The sequence below is a fragment of the Burkholderia sp. MSMB617WGS genome, assembly GCF_001532025.2.
In the GTDB taxonomy this organism is placed as follows: domain Bacteria; phylum Pseudomonadota; class Gammaproteobacteria; order Burkholderiales; family Burkholderiaceae; genus Burkholderia; species Burkholderia savannae.
This window is the reverse complement of record NZ_CP013458.1, coordinates 1,222,801-1,237,787: the sequence shown is the minus strand read 5'-3', so window position 1 is coordinate 1,237,787 and position 14,987 is coordinate 1,222,801. Positions and strand designations below refer to the sequence as shown.

The following is a 14,987-nucleotide window of genomic DNA, read 5'->3' as shown; positions in this document are numbered from 1 at the left end:
CGCGGGCGCTCGCGATCGCCTTCGCGCTCGCGACCGTCGGCATCGACGCGCGAAGCGCGCATGCGCAGGAGGCGCGAGCGCCGCTCGTCTGGACGCCTTACGTCGAGGACGTCGAGGAATCGAGTGCGGCGGCCGGCGGTCGCTCCGATGCGAACACGGCCGCGCTTTCGGCGTTCGCTCCGCCTTCGACGAACGCCGCGACGCCCTCCATCGAGCCGGCCGATGCGGCCACACGCGCGTTTGCGTCGTCTCGCGCGGCGCTTGCCGACGACACGGCGAAGGACTCGGGGAATGACTCGGTGAGGGACACGGCCAAAGACACCGCGAAAGACACCGCCAAAGACACCACGAAAGACACGGCGGAAAACTCGACTGACGACTCGGCGGGACATGCGGCGAAGCAGGCGTCGCCCCCGCTGTCGACTTCCGCTTCGCCTTCGCGATCCTCCGGCCCGACATCGCGCGAACATGCGAGCCTCGCCGACGATACCGACGTTCGCACCGTCGAGGCGGCCGCATCACGAAACGCGGCGTCGCCCGCCGCGCCTCTCGCGTCCGCCGCGGCGCCGCCGTCGCGCCCCACGCGCTACAACGCGCTCGTCGCGACGGTCGCCCGGGAATTCGGTCTCGACGCGAAGCTGCTGCACGCGATGATCCGCGTCGAATCCGACTACGACGCGAACGCGATATCGCCGAAGGGCGCGACCGGCCTGATGCAGGTGATTCCCGCCACGGGCGCGCGCTTCGGCTTCGACGATCTGCGCGATCCGCATGCGAACCTGCGCGCCGGCGCGACCTATCTGAAATGGCTGCTCGGCGAATTCGGCGACGACCTGACGCTCGCGCTCGCCGCGTACAACGCGGGCGAAGGCGCGGTGCGCAAGTACCGCGGCCGGATTCCGCCATATCGGGAAACGCAGGACTACGTGCGGCAGGTGCTCGCGTGCTACCGCAGCGCATGCCCGCCGCCCGACGATGCGCGACGCGACGGTTCGTCCCGCGCGAGCGTCGATGCCGCGACGCGCCCGCGCGCCGCGCGCCCGGATGCGCCGCGCCTCACCGTCGGCGCGCTCCTCGCGAAACTCGGCAGGCTGCTGCTGTCGACGCCCGCGCGTTCCGCGCCGTGACGCGCGCATGCGCGCATGCGCGCGGCTGCGCGTGCGCGTCGAGGCGAGTGCGTCGCGCCGCCGATCGCGCAGACGTATCGGCCGCAGCCCGAATCGGCGGATCTGCTCGGCGCGCGGCTCGAACGGTATCGGCGTACGCATCGAGCGCTGAAGGGCGAGTTCGTCGCATGGCGCGCGTGCGCGCGAGCCGGCGGAACGTCCGGCATCCTTGACGAGCGGCGTTTCGGCGTTTCGGTGTTTCGGTGCAGCAGCGATGCAGCGCTTCGTCGTGCACGGCGCATCCCCGGACATCGATTTCCTTCGTTGCGCTGTCGCGCGAGCCGCCCGCGTCAACGCCCGCCCGTGCTCCGACGGCCGCGCCGAATCGGCTCCATGCCAGCCACGCCCCCGCCTCGCGACTTTGCGCATCGACGCGCGCATTGTGTCTCGACAGCGCTCGTGATTCTCCGCGCGCACCACGCGTTCTCGTCGCAAGCGCCCGACCTGCACCGCTCGTTCGCAATGTTCGCGATGTTCGCGACGGCCCGCCGCAGGCAAGCCGATTTCCACCGGACGCGGCGAAAATCAAGCAAGCGCGCCGAACACCTCGTCGAAAAGCGCGAGCATCATCCGCCACGACCGCTCGTCCGCGGAAGGATTGAAGCCGTAGCCGGGCTTGTTCAGTCGATCGGCGTCGGGATTGGTGTACGCATGCCCGACGCCGCCGAAGAGGTGAAGCTGCCAGTCCACCTGCTTTCCCTGCATTTCCGCCGCGAAGGCGGCGCGGTCCTGCGGCGGCACATCGGGGTCCTGATCGCCGATCATCATCAGAACCTTGGCCTGGATCGGCTGATCCGGGCTGCCTGCGGGACGCTTCAGGCCGGGATGAAAACCCACGACGCATCGAACGGGCGCCCCGCTGCGCGCGAGTTCCAGCACGCTGATTCCGCCTTGGCAAAAGCCGATCGCGGCCACCCGCTTGCGATCGACGCCGGGCAGAGCCATCAGAAGTCCGAGCCCCGCGCTCGCCCGAGCGAGCATGAGGCCCGGCGCGGACATCAACTCGATATGGCGGCTCACCGCCTCCGATAGCGAAAGCCCCTCGACGCCGTACATATCCAGGGCGAACGCCGCATAACCGAGGTCGGCCAGGCGTCTCGTTCGCGCCCGTATGTGCTCGTTCATTCCGAACGCCTCGTGCGCGACCAGGATCGCGGGCTTTTCCACGTGCGGCGCACAGTCGGCGAAATAGCCCGCCAGCGGGGTCCCTTCACATTCGTAGACTATCGTGCGTGTTTCCAACTTCATCTCTCCTTGCCCGACGGAAGGTCATCGCCTTGAGCTTTCGCGACGATGCCCAGGCCGGGGCGATGCATGAAATGGCGCGGGCGCGCGCGCCCAAATCGAGCGTCTCGACCGGATGCGACGAATTTGACCAACATCAACCAAGCGGCGCGTTTCACCTATCCGCTCATACCGCGACAATAAAACACATTTGAATACGTTCCGTCGGAAACGACGAAAATATAATTCGACCTTGTCGTTGCAGTACCGGCGATTTTCGCTTCGCCGTTCAAGCCGCTTTCGCGAGCCGCCGGCCGGATCTCGCGTCGCATCCGTTTTCCATCATCCGCTTGCCCCACCCACACCATGACGAACGCGCTCCCCTCGACAGCCGCCACGCCCCGCTCCGCACGAACGCTGCCTGCACCGCCGCCGCGCATGCTCGGCGCGCTGCTCGTCGTGGCCGCCTGCGTCGCGCCGGGCCGCGCGCACGCGCGCCCGACTCCGCAAACGAGCGCCGTTTCGTGGCTCGTCGTCGACGCCGATTCCGGCACGACGCTCGGCGAGCACAACGCGAACGCGCGCCGCGAACCGGCCTCGCTCACGAAGCTGATGACCGCCTACCTCGCGTTCGACGCGCTCGAACGCGGGACGCTGCGCTGGGACGAAACCGTCGCGGTTTCCGCCGGCGACATCGCGTCCGTCGGCAGCGACGAAGCGCGCATGTATCTGACGCCCGGCCAGCACGTAAGCGTGCGCGATCTGGTGCGCGGCCTGATCGTCGCGTCGGCGAACGACGCGGCGCTCGTGCTCGCGAAACGGATCGGCGGCAGCCCCGCCGGCTTCGCGGCGCGGATGAACGACACGGCGCGGCGGCTCGGCATGCGCGATTCGCATTTCGTGTCGCCGTCGGGCATCACGACGCCCGATCACTATTCGACCGCGCACGATCTGTCGATTCTCGCGCAGCATCTGAACCGGGATTTTCCGGCGTTCTACGCGTTCTCGTCACAGCGGCGCTTCGCATACGGGACATTCTCGAAGACGAACAAGAATCGCCTGCTGAGTACCGATCCGACCATCGACGGCATGAAGACGGGCCATACGAACGCGGCCGGCTGGTGCATGGTCGTCACCGCGGAGCGCCGCATCGCCGGCTCGCGTGCGTTGCACCGCGTGATCGCCGTGCTGCTCGGCGAGCCGACGGAAAAGCAGCGGCTCGCCGACGCCGGCAAGCTCCTCGACTGGGGCTTCGCGTCGCTCGGCGGCGGCGAATCGGCGGCGTCGACCGCTACGGCAGCTACTAGTGCTACTACTGCTACGACTGCTACGACCGCTACGGCAGCTACAACCGCTACAGCCGCGGCGACGGGGGCGCGCCGCTCGAACGCGCGTGCCGGCGAGCACCGCGCGGAAGATCGGGCGCGCATGCTGTGACGTTCGCGTAGCGCGACGCCGCTCTCGCGCGCGCCGCGACGGCAACAGCGACGCGCCCGCGCCCGCGCCCGCGCGACAAGATGCCACGCGCGACGAGACGCGACACGACGCGCGACGCCCGCGCCGGCGTCGATCGCCTATCGAAGCGGCGCGCGTCGCCGTGCAGCGTCATTTCGCCTTCATCCCTCCGCGCGGCATCGCGCCGCGCGTGCCGACGCGCTTCGCCGCGTCCTCTTTCCGCACGCGCTCGCCCAACGGCGGCGAGCGCATCGGTCATCCATCGGGGCTCTCGCTTCACGGCCGCGCCCTCGCGGTCGGGGCATCGCCCCTGTCGCCACCCACCTTCGTCGCCACGACGTCGACTCGACACCCATTCGACCATGCCGAAACCCACCGAATCGCTCCGCCCCCCTCCGCCGACGCCCGGCACGCTCCCCCGCTGGCGCTCGCGCTGCGTCCTCGCGCTCCTCTGCGCCGGCTTCGGCGCGCTCGCGGCGCGCGCGCTGTGGGTTCAGGTCGTGCACAGCGATTTCTACATCAGGCAGGGCGTGAAGCGATACGAGCACACGTTCGCGGCCGCGCCGACGCGCGGGCGCATTCTCGACCGCAACGGCGACGCCCTCGCGATCAACGAGCCCGTCGCCGACGTGTGGATCGCGCCCGACGCGCTGCGCCGCGCGACGCATCCGCAAATGCGCGCGCTCGCGTCGCTGCTCGGCCTGCCGGACGACGCGCTCGCCGCCAAGGCGCTCAGCGCGCGGCAGTTCCTGTATCTGAAGCGCTGGATCGCGCCGGAGCTGGCCGCGCGCGTCGAGCGGCTCGACGTGCCCGGCGTGCACGTCGCCCGCGCGACGCGGCGCTATTACCCGGGCGGCGGCGACGTCGCGCAGCTCGTCGGCTTCGTCGGCGCGAACGGTCACGGGCTCGAAGGCGTCGAGCTCGCCGCCGACGCCGCGCTCGCCGGCGTCGGCGCGAAGCGGGACTACATCGTCGACCGCCTGGGCCGCCCGGTGGACGTCGGCGACGTCGAATCGGCGGGCACGCCCGGCGCGGACGTGAGGCTGTCCGTCGATCGGCGCATCCAGCATCTCGCCACGCTCGCCGTCGAGCGGACCATCGAGCGCACCGGCGCGGCGGCCGGCTGCGCGATCGTCGTCGATGCGAAGACGGGCGGCGTCCTCGCGCTCGTGAACGCTCCCACGTTCGATCCGAACGAGCCGCACGCGGCCGGCGACGGCGACGGCCGCTTCCGCAACCGCGCGCTGACCGACGTCTTCGAGCCGGCCTCGACGCTCAAGCCCGTCACGGTCGCGCTCGCGTTGAGCGAAGGCGTCGTCACGCCCGACACGCGCTTCGACACGTCGCCCGGCGTGCTGGAGATCGACGGCGCGACGATTCACGACACCGGCGACTTCGGCGAGCTGAGCGTCACGCAGATCATCGCGAAATCGAGCAATATCGGCATGGCGAAGATCGCCGAGCGGCTGCGCGCGCAGGACATGTGGCAGACGTTCGCGCGTGCCGGCATCGGCGCTCGGCCGCTCGCGGGCCTGCCGGCGGTCGCGCGCGGCACGCTGCGGCCGGCCCGCCATTGGAGGCCGATCGAGCGCCTGACGATGTCGTACGGCTACGGGCTGTCGATGTCGCTCGCGCAGCTCGCGGACGTCTACACGGCCTTCGCCGGCGACGGCGAGCGCATTGCGCTGTCGCTCACGCGCGCGAGCGCGCAGGCCGAGCGCGTGCGCGTCGTGCCGCCCGCGGTTGCGCGGCAGATTCGCGCGATGCTGGAAACGGACGGCGAGCAAGGCACGGCGCGCGTCGCCCGGCTGCCCGACTACCGGATCGGCGCGAAGACGGGCACCGCGCGCAAGCTGCACGCCGGGCGCTATGCGCGCGGCAAGTACCGGGCGCTCTTCGTCGGCATGGCGCCGATGAGCGATCCCCGGCTGATCGTCGCGGTGATGATCGACGAGCCGTCGCGCGGCTCGTATTACGGCGGCCCGGCGGCCGGCCCCGCGTGGGCGCAGATCATGGAGAACGCGCTGCATCTGCTCGGCGTGCCGCCCGATCGGACAGCGCCGCGGCATGCATGACGCGCGATTCGATCGTCGCGCCGATAGCCGCCGTGCAACGGCCGAGCCGCAGCCGTCGTTTGCGCCCTCGATCCTTGTCGGACGTCGACATGTCGGAACGCTTGTGCCGGCTCGTTCGCCGCACGCCGCGCGCTTTCGGTCAATCTCCGAACGGCGGCGCGCGCGCCGAGCCGTGCGGAACGCCGTGTGCCGCCGACATTCGATGCGACTCCGCGCGTCGTGAAGCGCGTGGCGCTCGCAGCGCAAGGCGACGGATTCCACGCGCGCCGCGGCATCGACATGGTCGGCCCGGCGCGCGCCGCGTTCACGGGCGGGAGATCGATTCGCCCCGCCGCACGACGATCGAGATCCCCGTATCCGCGTACCCCATGAACAAATGGGACTCGGCGCGCATGTTGCGCTGCATGTCGTCGAAGCTGCCGGCGTTCTTGCCCGTTCCCGGGTCCATGTAGCTGCCGTCGGCGCGATGCGCGACCCAGTGCAGCCCGACCGGCACCTTCGCGAACGACACGGCGAGCGCCTTCAGCTCGGCCTCGCCTTCGCGCAGCTCGGCCGCGTGCGGCCTGACGACGGTGCCCGGCGCGAGCGACGACTTGACGTCCGAATACAGCCAGTTCAACACCTTCGAGAAGATGCCGGGATGCTCGTGAATGTCCATCTCGAGCCCCAGCAGTTGCCCCGCGAACACCAGATGCTGCGGCATCGAATATCCGGCGTCATGGATGCGGTCCGCATGACGCCGGTGCGTCGTCATCCCGCTCGTGATCATGAAAAGATCCTGCTCGCATGCGTTGCTCAGCTCGAGCGTGCCGTCGCCGAGCTCGCTCAGCGAGCCCTTATACGCCGGCATCTTCTCGACGCCGAGCTCCTTCGCGATGCATAGAAGGCTCGCGGCGCCGCACGAGTTCGGGAAAATCTGCTTGCGCGACGCGTGCGCCGGAACGGTCGTGCCGGCGAGCCGGTCGGCAGCTTGCGCGCCGGCCGCAGTCGGCACATGAGCGGATATCGGGAGATTGCGGATCATGCGGTTGTCGATCGAATGGCGCGGCCGGCCGGCTGGCGTTCGTCGTCACGACGCGGCCGGGCGCCGTATGCGCGAACGCGGGATGCGGCGCGTGCGGCGCAGCCGCCGGCGACGTCGGGTTCATGGCGCGGCCGGCGCGTGCGGCGGCCGCGGCGTACGCGTTCGTGTCGTCGGGGCATCGTGCCCGTCGGCGAACGCGCGGTTCGATGTTACGAAAATCGGAGCGCGCGTGTTTTTAAAACGCGCCGCGCTTGTCGAATTCGCCGCGATGCGCGGCGGCGCGGCGGCGCGGCGTGCGCGCGGTGTGCGCCCGGTGTCGCGACGTGGCGCGCCATCGCGGCTATCGCTGCCATCTCCGTCATCGCCGCCACTGCCGCCGACGCGACCGACTCTGCTGACGCGGTCGGCTCGGTTGACGCTAACGTTGACGCTGACGTTGATGGCAACGCGAACGCAGACGCCCCCACAACGGCGTCGACCTCACCCGCGCCAACGCCCCCGGCACAGCGCGCGTCAGCGCACGCTCGACCCCCGGTCCGCCGCATGGCGCAGGCACGCGCGCGGCTCTCGGCGCAGCCGCGCGTGCATGCGCGCGAGTGCCCGTCCGGCGCGGCTGCGCACCCGCCGCCCGCGCCCGTACATCTGCCTCGGCCCCACGTATGCGGTGTCCCTCGGCGCCGCGCCGCCGCCGTCGAGCGGCGCGCCCACTTCAATAAACGTCTCGCGCATAACGCTTGTCCTTCGCGAGCCGCGCGACGTAGTCCGCCGCCTGCTCGTCGGTCATCCCCCCATGCCGCGCGACGATCGCCTTCAGCGCCGCGTCGACGTCCTTCGCCATGCGCGACGCGTCGCCGCACACGTAGAAATGCGCGCCCTCCTCGAGCCACGCCCACAGCGCCGCGCCCTGCTCGATCATCCGGTCCTGCACGTAGATCTTCTCCTTCTGATCGCGCGAGAACGCGAGATCGAGCCGCGTCAGCAAACCGTCCGTGCGCATCCGGGCGAGCTCGTCGCGATAGTAGAAATCGGTGTCCGCGTGCTGTTCGCCGAAGAAGAGCCAGTTGCGCCCGTTCGCGCCGCGCGCGCGCCGCTCGTGCAGGAAGCCGCGAAACGGCGCGATGCCCGTGCCCGGCCCGACCATCACGATCGGCGTGTCGCCGCTCGCCGGCGGCCGGAAATGCGCGGACTTCTGCACGAACACCGGCACGCCCGCGTCGGCCGCGCGATCCGCGAGGAACGTCGACGCGACGCCCTTGCGCTGCCGCCGCCCGTTGCTGTAGCGCACGGCCGACACGGTCAGATGGATCTCGCCGCGATGCGCGTTCGGGCTCGACGCGATCGAATACAGCCGCGGCTGCAGGCGCTTGAGCATCCCGACGAGCTCGGCCGCCGACAGCTCGAGCGGAAACTCGTGCAGCACGTCGGCGATCTGCTGCCCCCACAGCCAGTTTTTCAGATCCGCCTTGCGATCGTCGCCGAGCAGGCGCGCGAGCGCGTCTCCCGAGCGGCTGCGCGACGCGACGAGCGCGAGCGCGTCGGGATGCGGCCGCGTGATGTCGAGATGCCTCGCGAGCGCATCGGCGAGCCGCAGCTCGCCCACGCCCGCGAGCGTCACCGGCGCGTCCGCCTTCAGGCGCGTCAACGTCAGCAGCTCGTCGACGAGCGCCGGGCAGTTCGTCGGCCACACGCCGAGCGCGTCGCCCGTTTCGTATTCGATCGCCGCGCCGTCCGTCGACAGCGACACGTAGCGCGTATCCTTCGCCGCGCCCGGCTCGTTGAGCCGCAGGTTCGCGACGAGCCGCGACGCGGCCGGGCGCGTCTTCGTCGGGATCGCGCCCGACGGGATCATCCCGTCCGCCGGCACCGCGTGCAGCGCCGCGTCCTCTTCCTTGATCCGCGCGATCGCGCGTTCGAGCCACGCGTCGGCGGCCGGCTGGAATTCGGCGTCGCAATCGACGCGCTCGACGACGCGCGTCGCGCCGAGCGCCGCGAGCCTCGCGTCGAGCCGGCGGCCGTGGCCGCAGAACTGGTCGTAGTTGCGGTCGCCGAACGCGAGCACCGCGTAGCGCAGCCCGTCCACGCGCGGCGCGTGCGCTGCGTTCAGCGCCGCCCAGAATTCCTGGCCGTTGTCCGGCGCGTCGCCGTCGCCGAACGTGCTCGTCATCAGCAGCGCGTACTGCGCCTTCGCGAGCGACGCGGCCGGATAATCGGCCATGCACGCGACGCGGATCTCGAAGCCCGAATCCATCAGCTGCGTCGCGTAGCGCTCGGTCAGCGATTCGACGTTGCCCGTCTGCGACGCCCACAGCAGCACGACCTTCGGCCGCGCGCGCACGATCCGCACGCCGCTCGGCGCGGGCGACGCGTCGGCCGCCGGCAGCGGCGGCGGCGACGTCGCGCCCGCCCGCGCCTCGAGCAGCGCCGGCGCCCCGCCCGGCGCGCGGCTGAACAGCCCGGCGAGCAGCCCGTCGACCCAGAGCCGCGTGTCGGCGCCAAGCGGCGCGTTCGCGGGCAGCACCGGCACGCCGCCCGCCCGTCTGCCCTCGACGCAGCGCAGCCCGCTGACGAAGCCCGCGACGTAGACGCGTTCCGCGCCCGTGAGCTGCGGCGCGCTCGCCGTGACCGGGACGCCGAGCAGCGCGGCGAAGGTGTCGATATCGGACATGTTCAGTTCCTCGGGGGCGGCGTCGGCGGCGCACGCGGCTTCGCACGCGCCGAACGCGCGCGGCGCGCCGCCTGCGTGTGCCTCATACGATTCATGCGCTTCATGCGCTTCATGCGCTTCTGCGCGCGGCGCGCGCGCGGCGCCGCCCGCCGCGGCGTCCGTTTCGCCGGACACGTCGGCGCGCGCAAGCGCGACCGCGCAGAATTTGAGTTCGGGCTGCAGCGACACCGGATCGACCGCGTCGTTCGTGAGCGCGTTCACGCACAGGTCGTCGCCGTACACATCGTTCCAGTGCATCGGCGCGAAGCACGCGCCCGGCTGCACGCGGTCGGTGACGACAGCGGGCAACACCGCGCGGCCGCGCGCCGAACGGATCTCGACCGCGTCCTTCGCGGCGATCGACAGCGCGGCCGCGTCGTGCGGATGGATCTCGACGAATGGGCGCGGATTCAGCTTGTTCAGCATCGCAACCTTGCCCGTCTTCGTCATCGTGTGCCACTGATGCTGCAAGCGGCCCGTGTTCAGCACGATCGGGAATTCGCGCGTCGGCGTCTCGGCCGGCGCGACGTGCGGCCGCGCGAAGAAGCGCGCCTTGCCGGACGGCGTCGGGAACGCGATCGGCGGCGCGCCGCCGTCGGGCAGCGTCCGAAGCGGCTCGCTCGCGCCGTCGTTCAGGTAGCGAATCGGATGGCGGTCGCGCCCGTCGTCCGGCGGACACGGCCATTGCAGCGGCGTGTCGCGCAGCGCCGCGTGGCTCGCGCCGCGCAGGTCGTAGCCGGTGCGCGGATTCGCGAAGCGCCGGATCTCGTCGAATACTTCGGCGGCCGAACCGTAGTCGAACGCGTCGCCGTAGCCCATCTCACGCGCGACCGCCGCGACGATCCTCCAGTCCGGCCATGCGTCGCCGGGCGGCTCGACCGCCTGCCGCATCAGCGTGAGGTTGCGCTCCGAGTTGATCATCACGCCTTCGGCCTCCGCCCACAACGCGCCCGGCAGCAGGATGTCCGCGTAGCGGTTCGTCTCGGTGTCGAGGAACGCATCCTGCACGATCACGACGTCGGCCGCCCGCAGCCCGGCGATCACGTTCTTGCGGTTCGCGACCGTCGCGGCCGGGTTCGTGCAGATGATCCAGCACGCCTTCACGTCGCCCGCGGCCATTTTCGCGAACAGGTCGACGGTGCCGCCGCCCGCGTCCTTGCGGATCGTGCCCGCAGGCAGGCGCCAGACGTCCTCGACGAAGCGGCGGTCGTCGTCGTCGAGCGCGGTGCGCTGGCCCGGCAGCCCCGGTCCCATGTAGCCCATCTCGCGGCCGCCCATCGCGTTCGGCTGCCCGGTCAGCGAGAACGGCCCGCTGCCCGGCCGGCAAATCCTGCCCGTCGCGAGATGCAGGTTGCAGATCGCGTTCGTGTTCCAGGTGCCGTGCGTGCTCTGGTTGAGCCCCATCGTCCAGCAGCTCGTCCATTCGCGCGCGTCGCCGATCCATTGCGCGGCGAGCCGGATGTCCGCTTCGGCGAGGCCGGTGATTTCGGCGACCTTCTCGGGCGCGTAATCGCCGAGGAAATCCGGCATCGCGTCCCAGCCCTCGGTGTGCGCGGCGATGAACTCCGCGTCGGTCCTGCCGTTCGCGTGCAGCAGATGCAGCAGCCCGTTCAGCAGCGCGAGATCGGTGCCGGGCCGGATCTTCAGGAACAGGTCCGCCTTGTCCGCGGTCGCGGTGCGGCGCGGATCGACGACGACGAGCTTCGCGCCCGCCTTCACGCGGTCCATCATCCGCAGGAACAGGATCGGATGGCAGTCGGCCATGTTCGAGCCGATCACGAAGAACAGGTCCGCGCGGTCGAAATCCTGATACGAGCCGGGCGGGCCGTCCGCGCCGAGCGACAGCTTGTAGCCGCTACCCGCGCTCGCCATGCAAAGGCGCGAATTCGATTCGATGTGCGGCGTGCGCACGTAGCCCTTCGCGAGCTTGTTCACGAGATACTGCGCTTCGAGCGACATCTGGCCCGACACGTAGAACGCGAGCGCGTCGGGGCCGTGCGCGTCGAGCACGGCGCGCAGCCGGCGCGCGGTCTCGGCGATCGCGTCGGCGATCGGCACGGGCGCGGGATCGCGCTCGCGCGCGTCGCGCACGAACGCCCGCTCGAGCCGGCCCGCGTTGCGCAGCGCGACATGCGCGGACGAGCCCTTCGTGCACAGACGCCCGAAGTTGGTCGGATGCTCGGTGTCGCCGGACACCTTGACGACCTCGCCGCCCTCGACGTGCAGCACCATGCCGCAGCCGACGCCACAGTACGGGCACACGGTCTTCACGCTCGCGCTCGCCACGTTCGCTCGCCTCGCCGTTCGCTATCGGTCGGCGCGGCGCGTCAGGCCGCGACCCACACGTAGCCGTCCTCGATGCGCGACGCATACGCGCTCACCGATTGGTCCGGCGCCTCGACGCACTCGCCCGTGCGCAGGTCGAAGTGATGCTTGTAGAGCGGCGACGCGACGACGATCCGCTCGCCGAGGCTGCCGATCAGCCCGCGCGACAGCACGGCGGCATGCGAATGCGGATCGACGTTGCCGATCGCGAACGCGCGGCCGTGGCCGCCGCCGTCGTCGACGTGGAACACGGCGACCTGCTCGCCGTTCACGAGCGCGCAGACGCCCGTGTTCGGCAGGATGTCGTCGAGCGCGCAGACGGGCGTCCACGCGCAAGCGTCTCGATGGCGGGTCATGGCGATCTCCTTTCAGTGGCTGACGATGACGGAACGTTCAAGCGGTTTCGGCTTCGGTTTGCGCTTGCGCCTCGGGCGCGCGGCGCGCGTCGGCTGAAGCGGCCGGGCTGACCGAAGCGGCCGGGCCGGCAGCGCCGAGCGCCTCGCGCTCGTCCGGCGTCGCCGGGCGAATCTGGCCGCGCGCCTCGACGAACGCGATCGTCGAATCGGGCGCGTCGCTGTTGACGAAGTGACGAAAGCGCCGGCGCGTGGCCGGATCGGCGACGGCCTTCTTCCATTCGCATTCATACGTATCGACGATATGCTGCATCTGCGCCTCGAGCTCCGCCGCGAGCCCGAGCTTGTCGTGGACGACGACGTCGATCAGGTAGTCGAGCCCGCCTTCGAGGTTGTCGCGCCACACGCTCGTGCGCTGCAGCCGGTCGGCGGTGCGGATGTAGAACATCAGGAAGCGGTCGACGTAGCGCACGAGCTGCTCGCGGTCGAGATCGGCCGCGAGCAGCTCCGCGTGGCGCGGCTTCATCCCGCCGTTGCCGCACACGTACAGGTTCCAGCCCTTCTCGGTCGCGATCACGCCGATGTCCTTGCCCTGCGCCTCCGCGCATTCGCGCGTGCAGCCGGACACGCCGAACTTCAGCTTGTGCGGCGCGCGCAGGCCCTTGTAGCGGTTTTCCAGATCGATCGCGAGGCCGACCGAATCGCCGACGCCGTAGCGGCACCACGTCGAGCCGACGCACGATTTCACGGTGCGCACCGACTTGCCGTACGCGTGGCCCGATTCGAAGCCGGCCGCGATCAGCTCCTCCCAGATGAGCGGCAACTGCTCGACGCGCGCGCCGAACAGGTCGACGCGCTGGCCGCCCGTGATCTTCGTGTAGAGGCCGTACTTGCGCGCGACCTGGCCGACCGCGATCAGCCCTTCCGGCGTGACCTCGCCGCCCGGCATCCGCGGCACGACCGAATACGTGCCGTCGCGCTGGATGTTCGCGAGATAGTAGTCGTTCGTATCCTGCAGCCCCGCATGCTCCTTCTTGAGCACGAATTCGTTCCAGCACGACGCGAGGATGCCGGCGACGGCCGGCTTGCAGACGTCGCAGCCGAGGCCGCGGCCGTGCTTCTCCAAGAGCGCGCCGAACGTCTTGATCCGCTCGACGCGCACGAGGTGATAGAGCTCCTGCCGCGAATGCGGGAAGTGCTCGCACAGGTGGTTGTTCACGTCGAGGCCCTGCTTCTTCATCTCGGCCTTCATCACCTGCGTGACGAGCGGCACGCAGCCGCCGCACGACGTGCCCGCGCCCGTGCAGCTCTTCAGCGCGCCGATGCTCGTCGCTCCCTGCGCGAGCGCCTCGCAGAGCTGCGCCTTCGTCACGTTGTTGCACGAGCAGATCTGCGCGGCGTCGGGCAGCGCGTCGACGCCGAGCGCCGGCTTCGCCGCGCCGTCCGACGACGGCAGGATCAGGAATTCGGGCGAATCGGACAGCTCGATCCGGTTCAGCATCATCTGCAGCAGCGTGCCGTACTCGGCCGCGTCGCCCACCATCACCGCGCCGAGCAGTTCTTTCCCGCATTCGGACACGACGAGCTTCTTGTAGATCGCCTTGCGTTCGTCGGCGAACTGGTACGTGCGGCTGCCGGGCGTCTTGCCGTGCGCGTCGCCGATGCTCGCGACATCGACGCCCATCAGCTTGAGCTTCGTGCTCAGGTCCGCGCCGGTGAACGCGCCGTCGCCGCCCGCGAGCTGCCGCGCGACGACGCGCGCCATGTCGTAGCCGGGCGCGACGAGGCCGAAGGTCTGGCCGTTCCACGCCGCGCATTCGCCGATCGCGTAGATATCCTGATCGCTCGTGCGGCAGCCGCTGTCGATCGCGACGCCGCCGCGCGGGCCGATCTCGAGCCCGCACGCGCGCGCGATCTCGTCGCGCGGCCGGATGCCCGCGGAGAACACGATCATGTCGGCATCGAGATGCGTGCCGTCGGCGAATTCCATCCGGTGCGCGCCCGCCTCGCCGTCGACGATCGCAAGCGTGTTCTTGCCCGTGTGCACCTGCACGCCGAGCGCCTCGATCCTGCCGCGCAGCATCCGGCCGCCGCCTTCGTCCACTTGCACCGCCATCAGGCGCGGCGCGAATTCGACGACGTGCGTCGCGAGCCCCATGTCGCGCAGCGCCTTCGCGCATTCGAGGCCGAGCAGCCCGCCGCCGACGACGACGCCCGACTTCGCGCGCGCGCCGCACGCCTGCATCGCCTCGAGATCCTCGATCGTTCGGTAGACGAAGCAATCGGCGCGCTCGCGACCCGGCACGGGCGGCACGAACGGCGTCGAGCCCGTCGCGAGCACGAGCTTGTCGTACGCGAGCGTCTCGCCCGTCGACAGCGCGACCGTGCGCGCGCGGCGGTCGATCGCGACCGCCTTCGTGTTCAGCAGCACGCGAAAGTTCGGATGACGCTCGAAGAAGCCCGGCTCGACGAGCGACAGGTCGTCGGCCGACTTGCCGGCGAAGAATTCGGACAGGTGAACGCGGTCGTACGCGGGGCGCGGCTCTTCGCAGATCACCGCGACCTGCGGCGCGCAGCACGCATCCCGCGCGCCGGCCGCGATGCATTCGAGCAGCTTGTGGCCGACCATCCCGTGACCGATGACGACGATTTTCATGGTGG

General features: G+C 70.5%; 7 protein-coding genes and 2 pseudogenes. 3 read left to right on the top strand and 6 right to left on the bottom strand.

What is annotated here, in order from left to right:
• Positions 1-97 precede the first annotated feature (97 nt).
• On the bottom strand, positions 98-583 hold the full coding sequence (locus tag WT60_RS35385; RefSeq protein ID WP_236860926.1) for a hypothetical protein: 486 nt from the start codon (positions 581-583) through the stop codon (positions 98-100).
• A gap of 40 nt (positions 584-623) precedes the next feature.
• Here WT60_RS35385 and WT60_RS35380 point away from each other — a divergent pair.
• Positions 624-1,127 (top strand): annotated as a pseudogene (locus WT60_RS35380) (lytic transglycosylase domain-containing protein); the annotation flags it as partial.
• A 564-nt stretch (positions 1,128-1,691) separates the two neighbouring features.
• Here the strand turns inward: WT60_RS35380 and WT60_RS25955 are convergent.
• Positions 1,692-2,408, bottom strand: coding sequence for a dienelactone hydrolase family protein (locus tag WT60_RS25955; RefSeq protein ID WP_059669818.1), 717 nt, complete (start codon positions 2,406-2,408; stop codon positions 1,692-1,694).
• Positions 2,409-2,828: 420 nt separating this feature from the next.
• On the opposite strand from WT60_RS25955, the pseudogene WT60_RS25950 reads away from it, so the two are divergent.
• Both WT60_RS25950 and WT60_RS25945 read left to right on the top strand, forming a co-directional pair.
• Positions 2,829-3,683 (top strand): annotated as a pseudogene (locus tag WT60_RS25950) (D-alanyl-D-alanine carboxypeptidase family protein); the annotation flags it as partial.
• Positions 3,684-4,207: 524 nt separating this feature from the next.
• On the top strand, positions 4,208-5,920 hold the full coding sequence (locus WT60_RS25945; RefSeq protein WP_060356215.1) for a penicillin-binding protein 2: 1,713 nt from the start codon (positions 4,208-4,210) through the stop codon (positions 5,918-5,920).
• 304 nt (positions 5,921-6,224) lie between these two features.
• On the opposite strand, the gene WT60_RS34965 is transcribed toward WT60_RS25945, so the two are convergent.
• The 4 genes from WT60_RS34965 to nirB form a co-directional block, all read right to left on the bottom strand.
• Positions 6,225-6,944, bottom strand: coding sequence for a hypothetical protein (locus tag WT60_RS34965; RefSeq protein ID WP_222430153.1), 720 nt, complete (start codon positions 6,942-6,944; stop codon positions 6,225-6,227).
• Between the two features lie 709 nt (positions 6,945-7,653).
• Positions 7,654-11,934, bottom strand: a complete 4,281-nt coding sequence (locus tag WT60_RS25930; protein WP_060356216.1) for a bifunctional nitrate reductase/sulfite reductase flavoprotein subunit alpha — start codon at positions 11,932-11,934, stop codon at positions 7,654-7,656.
• Positions 11,935-11,975: 41 nt separating this feature from the next.
• Positions 11,976-12,329, bottom strand: a complete 354-nt coding sequence (gene nirD, locus WT60_RS25925) for a nitrite reductase small subunit NirD (RefSeq protein WP_038747845.1) — start codon at positions 12,327-12,329, stop codon at positions 11,976-11,978.
• Positions 12,330-12,366: 37 nt separating this feature from the next.
• Positions 12,367-14,982, bottom strand: coding sequence for a nitrite reductase large subunit NirB (nirB, locus tag WT60_RS25920; RefSeq protein WP_060356217.1), 2,616 nt, complete (start codon positions 14,980-14,982; stop codon positions 12,367-12,369).
• Positions 14,983-14,987: the final 5 nt, after the last annotated feature.

What these genes read in the sequence shown, in the direction of transcription:
- nirD (WP_038747845.1), bottom strand. Translation starts at nt 12,329, where the DNA reads ATGACCCGCCATCGAGACGCTTGCGCGTGGACGCCCGTCTGCGCGCTC.
- nirB (WP_060356217.1), bottom strand. Translation starts at nt 14,982, where the DNA reads ATGAAAATCGTCGTCATCGGTCACGGGATGGTCGGCCACAAGCTGCTC.
- WT60_RS34965 (WP_222430153.1), bottom strand. Translation starts at nt 6,944, where the DNA reads ATGATCCGCAATCTCCCGATATCCGCTCATGTGCCGACTGCGGCCGGC.
- WT60_RS25945 (WP_060356215.1), top strand. Translation starts at nt 4,208, where the DNA reads ATGCCGAAACCCACCGAATCGCTCCGCCCCCCTCCGCCGACGCCCGGC.